General features: G+C 47.3%; 6 protein-coding genes. All 6 read right to left on the bottom strand.

The window, feature by feature from the left end; all coding sequences use genetic code 11:
* Positions 1-645 precede the first annotated feature (645 nt).
* Complete coding sequence (tuf, locus tag G636_RS0111170; protein WP_026508127.1) at positions 646-1836, bottom strand: elongation factor Tu; 1191 nt, start codon at positions 1834-1836, stop codon at positions 646-648.
* A gap of 214 nt (positions 1837-2050) precedes the next feature.
* A complete protein-coding gene (gene fusA / locus G636_RS0111165) occupies positions 2051-4171 on the bottom strand; it encodes an elongation factor G (protein WP_026508126.1) in 2121 nt (706 codons plus the stop codon).
* 33 nt (positions 4172-4204) lie between these two features.
* The gene (gene rpsG, locus G636_RS0111160) at positions 4205-4675 is read right to left on the bottom strand and encodes a 30S ribosomal protein S7 (RefSeq protein ID WP_026508125.1); all 471 of its coding nucleotides are present in this window, start codon (positions 4673-4675) and stop codon (positions 4205-4207) included.
* Between the two features lie 165 nt (positions 4676-4840).
* The gene (gene rpsL, locus G636_RS0111155; RefSeq protein WP_026508124.1) at positions 4841-5260 is read right to left on the bottom strand and encodes a 30S ribosomal protein S12; all 420 of its coding nucleotides are present in this window, start codon (positions 5258-5260) and stop codon (positions 4841-4843) included.
* A gap of 180 nt (positions 5261-5440) precedes the next feature.
* Positions 5441-9097, bottom strand: a complete 3657-nt coding sequence (gene rpoC, locus G636_RS0111150) for a DNA-directed RNA polymerase subunit beta' (RefSeq protein ID WP_242826960.1) — start codon at positions 9095-9097, stop codon at positions 5441-5443.
* Between the two features lie 164 nt (positions 9098-9261).
* A complete protein-coding gene (rpoB, locus tag G636_RS0111145) occupies positions 9262-13110 on the bottom strand; it encodes a DNA-directed RNA polymerase subunit beta (RefSeq protein ID WP_026508122.1) in 3849 nt (1282 codons plus the stop codon).
* Between the last annotated feature and the right edge of the window lie 154 nt (positions 13111-13264).

The raw sequence follows: 13264 nt of genomic DNA, 5'->3' as shown, positions 1-13264 counted from the left end.
TCATGAGTATGAGCGTGAATGCATGTGTAGGCGCAATAGCCTTTATTCTTCTATGTTTCCGGAGCCAATGGTTCCAAAGCCGCCCAAGAAGGCGGCATCGCTTGCTCCAGATGACCCGGGGCAGAATACCGCATAATGGCAACAGTATAACGCCTTACGTCCCTGCAAGAATAATCAGCAGGGATTATTAGCGACCCCAAAACAGAAGGTAACAAAAGTCACGAAAGTGCACAAACTTTTATGACTTTCGTGACTCCTAAAATAAACTCCACCAAGCTGATAGTACTCCTATAGGATTCTATCAATTTGGTGGGGCTTTTTCTATACGCCTTTTGTTTACCGCTTACCACATAAATAATGTAAGCGCTGAAGAATCCGCTGTCTAGCGCATACGGTTAAAAGAGATATACCCAAGCTAAGCGCCACCTCGATTACGCTGCCGCTTCATCTCGGTCACGGCATTCGCTTTTTCTTAAATTTACATCTCTTTGAGCTAAGCGCCACCTCGATTACGCTGCCGCTTCATCTCGGTCACGGCATTCGCTGAATGCCGTGACGTAAAATAAAAAGCAGCCTAACCCGTGCTAGCACGGTAGACTGCTTTTATTTTACGTTATGGCGCTTAGCTCAAGGCTAGCGTGGACATTACTCAGTGATTGTAGCAACACGGCCTGATCCTACTGTACGTCCACCCTCACGGATAGCGAATGTAAGACCCTGCTCCATAGCGATAGGATGAATCAGCTCGATGCTCATTGTTACGTGATCACCAGGCATGCACATCTCTGTGCCTTCAGGAAGGTTGCAGACACCAGTTACGTCTGTTGTTCTGAAGTAGAACTGAGGACGATAGTTGTTGAAGAAAGGAGTGTGACGTCCACCTTCATCCTTTGTCAGAACGTAAACCTCAGCTGTGAACTTGCTGTGGCAAGTTACAGATCCGGGTACGGACAGAACCTGTCCTCTTTCGATCTCTGTACGATCTACACCACGAAGGAGCAGACCAACGTTATCACCAGCTTCAGCGTAATCAAGAGTCTTACGGAACATCTCGATACCTGTTACAACTGTCTTCTTTGTGTCTTCCTTGATACCAACGATTTCAACTTCGTCGTTAAGGTGCAGCTGACCTCTCTCTACACGGCCTGTAGCAACTGTTCCACGACCTGTGATTGTGAATACGTCCTCGATAGGCATAAGGAAGGGCTTATCGATCTCACGTGCAGGATCAGGAATATAAGAATCAACTGTATCCATCAGCTCAACGATTCTGTCGCCCCACTCGCCCTTAGGATCCTCAAGAGCCTTAAGAGCAGAACCACGGATGATAGGAGTATCATCGCCAGGGAACTCGTACTCGTTAAGAAGGTCTCTGATCTCCATCTCAACCAGGTCAAGAAGTTCAGGATCATCAACCATATCACACTTGTTCATGAATACTACGATATAAGGAACGCCTACCTGACGAGCAAGAAGAACGTGCTCCTTTGTCTGAGCCATAACACCGTCAGTAGCTGCAACAACGAGGATAGCACCATCCATCTGAGCAGCACCTGTGATCATGTTCTTAACGTAGTCAGCATGGCCAGGGCAGTCAACGTGTGCATAGTGTCTGTTAGCTGTCTCATACTCGATGTGAGCGGATGAGATTGTTATTCCACGAGCCTTCTCTTCGGGTGCCTTATCGATCTGATCGAAAGCAACTGCTGTACCGCCCTGTCTGTCAGCCAGAACAGTTGTGATAGCAGCTGTAAGAGTTGTCTTACCGTGGTCAACGTGGCCGATTGTTCCGATGTTACAATGCGGCTTGGTTCTGTCAAAATGTGCCTTTGCCATTTTTAAAGTCCTCCTTAAAATAAATGTAAAAACATTTTTATGGTTTTTTTTATTGTTATCTACGAGTCAAATAACTGCAGATAAAGAACTGACCAATAACGATTATATTCGATATTTGCCCTAAATTCAAGCGTTTCCTATTAAATAAAGCCTTTTATAGCCTATATTTGTAGTATAACGCTTGAAATCAGGACTCATATTATCATTTATCAGCTTATGCCTGCTTGTACTGAGTGATAACCTTGTCAGCAACGTTCTTCGGTACGGGCTCGTACTTCTCAAAGAACATGGAGTAGTTACCACGTCCCTGAGTCTTGGAACGAAGATCTGTTGCATAACCGAACATCTCAGCAAGGGGAACATACGCACGAACGATCTTGCCGTTACCCATATCGTCCATACCCTCAACACGGCCACGTCTTGAGTTGATATCACCGATTACATCGCCCATGTATTCCTCAGGCATTGTAACCTCAACCTTCATGATAGGCTCAAGAAGTGCAGGTGCAGCCTTAGCCATAGCATCCTTAAATGCCATAGAACCGGCAATATGGAATGCCATTTCTGAAGAGTCGACTTCATGGTAGGATCCGTCGTAAACTGTAGCATGTACACCTACAACAGGGAATCCTGCAATGTTACCGGCCTTCATAGCCTCTTCGATACCTTCGGAGATAGGCTGAATGTATTCCTTAGGAATAGCACCACCTACTACCTCACTGTCGAACTTGTACAGTTCTTCGCCGTTAGCATCCATAGGCTCGAATCTTACTTTACAGTGACCGTACTGACCACGACCACCGGACTGCTTAGCGTACTTGGAATCAACGTCAACAGCCTTAGTAAATGCTTCCTTGTAAGCAACCTGAGGTGCACCAACGTTAGCCTCTACCTTAAACTCACGAAGGAGACGGTCTACGATAACTTCCAGCTGTACCTCGCCCATTCCGGCGATGATTGTCTGGCCGGTCTCAGCATTTGAGTGTACCTGGAATGTAGGATCTTCTTCAGAGAGCTTACCAAGTGCTTCACCAAGCTTAGCCTGGCCAGCCTTAGTCTTGGGCTCGATAGCAAGCTCAATAACGGGATCCGGGAACTCGATAGACTCAAGGATAACAGGATTCTGATCATCACAGATTGTATCACCAGTTGTTGTATCCTTAAGGCCGACAGCTGCAGCGATATCACCAGCAAATGCCTCATCGATCTCGGTACGCTTGTCAGCGTGAATCTGAAGGATACGACCTACACGTTCCTTCCTATCCTTTGTTGAGTTCAGTACATAGGAACCGGACTTAAGGATTCCTCTGTATACACGGATGAATGCCAGCTTACCAACGAAAGGATCGGATACGATCTTGAATGCAAGAGCTGCCAGAGGGCCATCCTCTGTAGACTTACATGTGATCTCGTTACCTTCCATGTCAACGCCTTCAACGTCCGGTACATCTGTAGGAGCAGGAAGGAACTCGATAACAGCATCGAGCATCTTCTGTACGCCCTTATTTCTATAAGCTGTTCCGTTACATACAGGAACTGCTTCAGAAGCGATTGTACCCTTACGAAGAGCAGCCTTAAGCTCAGCTGTTGAGATCTCATCACCTTCAAGGTATCTCTCCATAAGCTCTTCATCCAGCTCGACAATCTGCTCAACCATCTTGTCGTGCCATTCCTTTGCCTGATCCATCATATCTTCAGGGATATCTTCGCAATCTTCATCAGCACCGTTAGCGCCTCTGAAGTAGTATGCCTTCATCTCGAAGAGGTCGATCAGACCTTCATATGTATCCTCAGCGCCGATCGGGATGTTGATGGCGATGGGGTTCTTACCAAGACGATCACGGATCATATCCAGATCGTGGTAGAAGTTTGCACCAACGATATCCATCTTGTTGATGAATGCAATACGCGGTACACCGTATGTGTCAGCCTGACGCCATACGTTCTCTGACTGCGGCTCAACACCGTTCTTTGCATCGAAGATGCCTACTGCACCGTCAAGAACACGGAGTGAACGCTCAACTTCTGCTGTGAAGTCAACGTGGCCGGGAGTATCGATGATATTCAGACGATACTCGGGAGCGCCTTCAATCTTCTTACCGTATTCCTGAGGAGTCCAGTGACATGTTGTAGCTGCAGACTGGATTGTGATACCACGCTCTCTCTCCTGCTCCATGAAGTCCATGGTAGAAGCGCCATCGTGGGTCTCACCAATCTTGTAGTTAACACCAGTATAATAGAGGATACGCTCTGTACAAGTAGTCTTACCTGCATCGATATGAGCGATGATACCAATATTCCTGGTTCTCTCCAATGGATATTCTCTCTTTGCCAAAGGTATTTCCTCCTAAAAAGTTGCAAACAAACATCAGAAACGATAATGTGAGAATGCCTTGTTTGCATCTGCCATCTTGTGCATGTCTTCCTTACGCTTAACAGCTGCACCTGTATTATTAGATGCATCCATAATCTCGCCAGCGAGGCGGTCGATCATAGTCTTCTCACCACGCTTACGTGAAAACATTACAAGCCAGCGGAGTGCCAGCGCCTGACGTCTATCGGGTCTTACTTCAATCGGTACCTGATATGTAGCACCACCGATACGTCTAGCCTTTACCTCGAGTGCAGGCATGATGTTGTTCATTGCTGACTCGAATACTTCAAGAGCAGGCTTACCTGCCTTCTCTTCAACCTGTGCGAAAGCTCCGTATACAATCTTCTGTGCAACACCCTTCTTGCCGTCCAGCATGACCTGGTTAACAAGCTTGGTTACAACCTTGCTGTTGTACATAGGATCTTCCAATACATCACGTTTTACAATATGTCCTTTACGCGGCACGGTTCTTCCCTCCTTATCAAAATTGGATAATTCATAGGTACTCACATTAAGTGTTCGTGCGGTCTTTTATAACTGTCTGTAAATATAACCATCAGTAACTGAAAAGATATATTACTTCTATAGTATAAAGAACTCCAACACTTAATAATTTACTACTACTGTTTCTTACTTAGCCTTCTTGGGACGCTTAGCGCCATACTTAGAACGAGCCTGCTTACGATCTGCAACACCGGCTGTATCAAGTGTACCACGGATAATGTGGTATCTTGTACCAGGCAGATCCTTAACTCTTCCGCCACGGATGAGGACTACGCTATGCTCCTGAAGGTTGTGGCCTTCGCCAGGAATATAGGATGTAACCTCGATGCCGTTGGAAAGACGTACTCTGGCGATCTTACGCAGAGCAGAGTTAGGCTTCTTAGGTGTAGCTGTCTTTACAGCTGTGCAGACGCCGCGCTTCTGAGGAGAAGAAGTAGCAGTCTCTTTCTTATGAAGAGAATTGAAACCCTTCTGCAGTGCAGGAGCAGTAGACTTCTTTACAGTTGTCTGACGACCCTTTCTGACTAACTGGTTAAATGTTGGCATTCTTTTCACCTCCTGTTGGAATATGTATATCTACGTGCGAACACGGAAAGAGGACATACGTTCCCCTTTCCGTATTTTCACACAATTCGATATTATAATTAATGCTTAAATGCTTGTCAACACCGCTTTATAAAAAAGCATAATTATTTTTACGAAAATATGTTATCTATTATCCGTTAATCATTCAACATCATCTGTAACTTCGATGATCTCATCTGCAGCTTCAGCTTCCTCTTCATCATCAGGAGCATCCATTCTGCCAAGTCCAAGATTTGCAGGCTGCTTTCTGAGGATCATCCTTGCAGGATCCTTGAAGTTCTCGTCTGTATTAAGACCTACATCACGATATCTCTTCAGACCTGTTCCTGCAGGAATGAGCTTACCGATGATTACGTTCTCCTTGAGACCTACAAGAGGATCTACCTTACCACGTATAGCGGCATCAGTGAGGACTTTAGTAGTCTCCTGGAAGGAAGCTGCTGACAGGAAGGAATCTGTAGCAAGTGCTGACTTGGTGATACCAAGGATTACCTGCTTACCTACAGCGGGCTTCTTGCCTTCAGAGATCAGTCTCTCGTTGTCATCCTCAAAGTCAAGTACATTTACAAGTGTTCCGGGCAGGAAATCTGTATCTCCGCTCTCATCGATCATTACCTTGTTGAGCATCTGGCGAACGATGACCTCGATGTGCTTATCGCAGATATCAACACCCTGCAGACGGTATACTCTCTGAACTTCACGGAGCAGGTAATCCTGTACTGCGCGGATTCCCTTGATCTTGAGAAGGTCATGAGGGTTAACAGAACCTTCAGTCAGCTCATCGCCGGCTTCGATTGTCTGTCCGTCCTGAACCTTGATACGTGATCCGTAAGGAATGAGATAAGCCTTGGATTCGCCTGTCTCATCGTTTGTTACTACAACCTCACGCTTCTTCTTGGTATCACGGATCTCAACAGTTCCGTCCATCTCTGTGATGATTGCCAGTCCCTTGGGCTTACGTGCCTCAAAGAGCTCTTCTACACGGGGAAGACCCTGTGTGATATCGCCACCGGCCACACCACCGGTATGGAAGGTTCTCATTGTAAGCTGTGTACCGGGCTCACCGATAGACTGAGCAGCGATGATACCTACTGCCTCACCTACCTGTACAGCTTCACCTGTAGCCATGTTAGCACCATAGCACTTAGCACAGATACCTACGTGGCTGCGGCAGGTCAGGATAGTACGGATCTTAACTGCCTCTACAGGGCCGCCCTTGGAATTAACGCCAATGCTGAGGATCTTCTCTGCACGACTTGGAGTGATCATGTGATTTCTCTTCACGATCACATTGCCATCTTTATCCCTGATAGTATCGCAGGCAAATCTTCCTGTGATACGATCTGACAGGGGCTCAATGGTCTCCTTGCCATCCATGAAGGCGCGTACTGTCATGCCGGGGATCTCTTCCTTGCCTGCAGAACAGTCTACCTCACGGATGATCAGTTCCTGTGATACGTCTACCATTCGACGTGTCAGGTAACCTGAGTCCGCTGTACGAAGAGCTGTATCTGACAGACCCTTACGAGCACCATGGGCTGACATGAAGTACTCCAGAACGTCCAGACCTTCACGGAAGTTGGACTTGATAGGCAGCTCGATGGTACGACCTGTTGTATCAGCCATCAGGCCTCGCATACCGGCCAGCTGCTTGATCTGCTGGTTAGAACCACGGGCACCGGAATCAGCCATCATGAAGATGTTGTTGTACTTATCAAGACCTTCCAGCAGCACTCCTGTAAGTTCCTTATCGGTCTGCATCCATGTATCGATAACTGCACGATATCTCTCTTCGTCAGTTATGAGACCTCTACGGTAGTTAGCTGCGATACGGTCAACAGTCTTCTGCGCATCATCCAACATCTGCTGCTTCTGCGGAGGCACTGTCATATCTGAAATGGAAACGGTCATAGCAGCTCTTGTTGAGAGGTGGTAACCTGTAGCCTTGATATAGTCAAGGACACCTGCTGTACCAAATGTTCCGTGTACGTTAATGCACTTTGTGATGATCTGCTTGAGCTGCTTCTTGCCTACCATGAAATCAATTTCAGGAAGAAGGAAGTTCTCAGGCTTTGATCTGTCTACAAATCCCAAATCTTGAGGGATGTTCTCATTGAGCATGAACCTTCCCACAGTGCTGGATACAACACCTGTTTCTACTGTTCCGTCAGCATGAGCCTTGGAAACGCGTACAAATACTCTTGACTGAAGAGTAACTACATCATTTTCATAAGCAAGTACAGCCTCATCAATAGACTTGAAGTACTTGCCTTCGCCCTTGGCACCGGGACGCTCCTGGGTCAGATAATACAGACCAAGGACCATATCCTGTGTAGGTACGTTAACAGGGCCGCCATCAGCAGGCTTTAAGAGGTTGTTAGGAAGGAGCATGAGGAATCTTGCTTCTGCCTGTGCCTCTACTGACAGAGGAAGGTGTACAGCCATCTGGTCGCCGTCGAAGTCGGCGTTGAAAGGTGTACATGCAAGAGGATGGAGCTTGATAGCTTTACCCTCTACCAGGATAGGCTCAAATGCCTGGATACCCAGTCTGTGCAGTGTAGGAGCACGGTTGAGCATTACAGGATGCTCTTTGATAACATCTTCGAGAACGTCCCATACCTGTGTATCAAGACGCTCTACCAGCTTCTTGGCATTCTTTATATTCTGTGATATTCCACGGAATACCAGCTCTTTCATAACGAAGGGCTTGAAGAGCTCGATAGCCATTTCCTTGGGAAGACCACACTGATAGATCTTAAGCTCAGGACCTACTACGATAACGGAACGTCCGGAGTAGTCTACACGCTTACCCAGAAGGTTCTGTCTGAAACGTCCTGACTTACCCTTGAGCAGGTCTGACAGAGACTTCAGTGCACGGTTGCCGGGGCCTGTAACAGGTCTTCCACGGCGGCCGTTATCGATAAGTGCGTCTACAGCCTCCTGGAGCATTCTCTTCTCGTTTCTGACAATGATGTCAGGAGCGCCCAGCTCCAGCAGTCTCTTAAGTCTGTTATTTCTGTTGATGATCCTTCTGTAGAGGTCGTTCAGATCAGATGTTGCAAAACGACCACCATCCAGCTGTACCATAGGACGAAGATCCGGAGGGATAACAGGGATGCAGTCCATGATCATCCAGCTGGGCTGGTTACCGGACTCGCGGAAAGCTTCGATGGCATCAAGTCTCTTGATGACACGTGCTCTCTTCTGGCCGCTGGAAGTATCAACCTCTTCCTTAAGCTCCTCGTATTCCTTCTCCAGGTCGATATCCATGAGAAGCTCTTTGATAGCCTCTGCGCCCATTCCGGCACGGAACTTGTTACCAAACTCTTCTCTGGCATCCTGATATTCCTTCTCAGAGAGCACCTGCTTGTACTCAAGCGTAGTGCCTTCTCCGGGATTCAGTACGATATATGAAGCAAAATAGAGGACTTTCTCCAGAATCCTGGGAGAAATGTCCAGGAGCAGTCCCATACGGCTGGGAATGCCCTTGAAGTACCAAATGTGTGATACGGGAGCAGCCAGCTCGATGTGACCCATACGCTCACGTCTTACAGAAGACTTGGTTACCTCTACTCCACATCTGTCGCAGATTACACCTTTATATCTGATCTTCTTGTATTTGCCGCAGTGACACTCCCAATCCTTGGTAGGTCCGAAAATCTTCTCACAGAACAGACCGTCGCGCTCAGGCTTGAGTGTTCTGTAGTTGATGGTCTCAGGCTTGGTAACCTCACCATGGGACCACTGACGAATCTTTTCCGGAGAAGCCAGGCCGATCTTGATCGCATCAAATGTCATCGGCTGATACTGCTGTGTAAGTGTGGATCTGCCGCTTGAAGCTTCATTGATTGCTTTATTCATTGTTGAATCTGACATGCTTATTATCTCCTTGTCATATGCCCGGACTGTGCCGGGCACAAAAGCTCTTTTTGACAGTAACTAGGATCTATGGATCTCACATGTTAAAAGTCGCTGTCATCGGCCTGATCGTTGGCTGCAAAATCTGAAGAAAGATCTGTATCATCCACAAGTTCACCACTTTCTTCATCAAATCTCTGAGTTGAGAATCCGTTTGCTTCAAATGACTCATCGTCATAGTTGCGACGACCTTCGCCCTCGATCTCCATACGGAGGTTGGAATCTGTATAATCAATGGATTCCATGATCTCAACTTCAGTATTATCCTCGCGCAGGACTCTGATATCCAGACCCAGAGCCTGAAGCTCTTTCAGGAGTACCTTGAAGGATTCCGGTACGCCGGGTTCAGGGATATTGTCGCCCTTGATGATAGCTTCATAAGTCTTAACACGTCCTACAACGTCATCGGACTTAACTGTCAGGATCTCCTGAAGTGTATAAGCTGCGCCATAAGCCTCTAGAGCCCAAACTTCCATTTCTCCGAAACGCTGTCCACCGAACTGAGCTTTACCACCCAGAGGCTGCTGTGTTACCAGAGAGTAAGGACCGGTAGAACGAGCGTGGATCTTATCGTCTACCAGGTGGTGGAGCTTGAGGTAATGCATGTGACCGATTGTGGTCTTACCGTCAAACTTCTGGCCTGTACGTCCATCACGGAGCTGTACCTTACCGTCGGATGTGATAGGAACACCCTTCCAGAGCTCTCTGTGATCACGATTATCATAGAGATACTTCATGATCTCGGGCATTACCAGATCCTTGTACTTAGCTTCAAAATCTTCCCAGCTGTCATTTACATAGTCGTTAGCCATTTCCAGCATATCCTGGATGTCTTTCTCGTTTGCACCGTCGAAGATAGGTGTTGAAACGTTAAAGCCCAGAGCCTTGGCAGCCAGTGACAGGTGAATCTCCAGGACCTGTCCAATATTCATACGGGAAGGCACGCCCAGAGGATTCAGCACGATATCAAGAGGACGACCGTTGGGCAGATAAGGCATATCCTCGATAGGAAGCACACGGGAAACGACACCCTTGTTACCATGACGTCCCGCCATCTTATCACCCACAGAGATCTTTCTCTTCTGTGCAATGTAAATACGAACTGATTTATTAACACCGGGAGACAGCTCATCGCCGTTCTCTCTTGTAAATACCTTGGCATCAACGATGATACCGTACTCACCGTGAGGAACCTTAAGGGATGTATCACGTACTTCTCTTGCCTTCTCACCGAAGATAGCTCTCAGCAGTCTCTCCTCTGCTGTAAGCTCGGTCTCACCCTTAGGTGTAACCTTACCAACCAGGATATCACCTGCACGAACCTCGGCACCGATACGGATAACGCCGTTCTCGTCCAGATCCTTAAGAGCTTCATCACCTACACCGGGCACATCTCTTGTGATCTCTTCAGGTCCCAGCTTGGTCTCACGTGCTTCTGCCTCATACTCCTCGATATGTACGGAAGTAAATACATCATCACGTACCAGACGCTCAGAAAGAAGAACCGCGTCCTCGTAGTTGTAACCTTCCCAGGTCATGAAACCGATAAGAGGGTTCTTACCAAGTCCCAGCTCACCCTTATATGTAGAAGGTCCGTCTGCAATAACCTGTCCTGCTACAACTCTGTCACCCTTTACTACTGTAGGTCTCTGGTTATAGCATGTGGACTGGTTGGTCCTCATGAACTTGATCAGGTGGAATTCTTCATTGTCACCATCATCATAGGAGATACGGATGATACGTGAATCAACATAATCAACCACACCGTCCTTGGAAGCTACTACGCTGTCACCTGAGTCAACAGCGGCCTTTCTCTCCATACCTGTTCCTACTGCAGGAGCATCGGTTGTCAGAAGCGGCACTGCCTGACGCTGCATGTTTGATCCCATCAGCGCACGGTTAGCATCGTCGTTCTCCAGGAAAGGAATAAGTGCTGTAGCAACTGAGAATACCATTCTCGGGGAGACATCCATATAATCGATCATGTTCTTCTGATACTCGGATGTTTCCTCTTTATAACGACCGGATACATTGTTGCGCAGGAAGTGACCCTCTGCATCCAGAGGAGTATTAGCCTGTGCTACATGGTAGTTATCTTCTTCGTCTGCTGTCATGTATGTGATCTCATCTGTGACAACAGGATTTTCCTCGTCTGTGTGGTCCACCTTACGATAAGGAGCTTCTACAAAGCCGTACTCATTGACTCTTGCATAAGAAGCCAGTGAGTTGATAAGACCGATGTTAGGACCTTCAGGAGTCTCAATAGGGCACATACGTCCATAGTGAGTATAGTGCACGTCTCGAACCTCGAATCCGGCACGATCTCTTGACAGACCGCCGGGACCCAGAGCAGAGAGACGTCTCTTGTGAGTCAGCTCGGACAGAGGGTTGTTCTGATCCATGAACTGAGACAGCTGTGAAGAACCAAAGAACTCCTTAACAGCAGCCTGTACGGGCTTGATGTTGATAAGTGTCTGAGGTGAGATCTCTTCAGCATCACGGGTTGTCATACGCTCACGAACTACACGCTCGAGACGTGACAAACCAATACGATACTGGTTCTGGAGCAGCTCACCTACGCAGCGGATACGACGGTTGCCCAGATGGTCGATATCATCGTGGTTACCAATGCCGTATTCCAGGTGCATATTATAGTTAATAGAGGCAAAGATATCCTCTCTTGTAATGTGCTTGGGGATCAGATCATGCACACGGTTCTGGATAGCTTCAGCAAGGCCTTCTGCATCATCCTTTACCGCATACTCATCCAGAATCTCACGAAGGACAGGATAATATACGTCCTCGTTGATGCCCAGTTCCTTGGGATTGCAGTCAACATAATGAGTAAGGTCTACCATCATGTTGGAGAGCACCTTAACATTACGCTCTTCTGTCTGGATCCATACATAAGGAATAGCAGCATCCTGAATCTCTTCTGCCATAGCTCTGGTCAGCTTGGTACCTGCAGCAGCGATCATCTCGCCTGTTGTCTCATCAACAACATCTTCAGCCAGTACCTGTCCGCTGATACGATTCTTCAGGTGAAGCTTCTTATTGAACTTGTATCTGCCGACCTTAGCCAGATCATATCTTCTGGGGTCAAAGAACATAGCTGTGATCAGTGATTCAGCGCTGTCAACGGAAAGAGGCTCACCGGGACGGATCTTCTTGTACAGCTCTAAGAGACCCGTCTGATAATCTGTAGACGAATCCTTGGAGATTGAAGCCTGAAGCTTGGGCTCATCGCCAAAGAGATCAATGATCTCTTCATTGCTTCCAACACCCATAGCACGAATCAGGACTGTAACAGGAACCTTACGTGTACGGTCTACACGTACATAGAATACGTCGTTACTGTCTGTTTCGTACTCAAGCCATGCACCACGGTTAGGGATAACTGTGCATGCGATCAGCTGCTTACCCAGCTTGTCATATGTGAGATCGTAGTAAATACCGGGAGAACGAACCAGCTGTGATACGATAACACGCTCAGCACCGTTGATAACAAATGTGCCTGTAGCAGTCATCAGAGGCAGGTCGCCCATAAAGATCTCGTGTTCTGTGATCTCGTCCTTCTCCTTGTTATGGAGACGAACCTTGACCTTAAGAGGTGCAGCAAATGTAGCATCTCTTTCTTTGCATTTTTCGATGGAATACTTGACTTCATCCTCGCAGAGTTTGAAGTCTACGAATTCAAGACTCAGCTTTCCGCTGTAGTCTTCGATAGGAGAAATATCATCGAACGCTTCCTTGAGACCGTCATCCAGGAACCACTGATAGGAGTTCTTCTGGACTTCGATGAGGTTAGGCATCTCGAGAACTTCTTTCTGGCGCTGAAAGCTCATGCGCACAGTCTCGGCCGAACCGGTAGGATGTATCCTGTACTTTTCCATTGACATTCACCCCGTTCTATATTAAATGAATCGAGTAAACAGGCGTCCTCTTGCCCTCTCCTAAAAAAGGGCGCACTAGGGCCTGTCACTCCACAATAAGTGCACATAACATTTTATACCACAAAAAGCAAGTGTGTCAAGAAACTTTTTTGTG

Origin of the sequence: Butyrivibrio sp. MC2013 (genome assembly GCF_000424585.1) — a bacterium.
Classification (GTDB): Bacteria; Bacillota; Clostridia; order Lachnospirales; family Lachnospiraceae; genus Butyrivibrio.
This window is presented reverse-complemented; position numbering and strand designations above follow the sequence as displayed.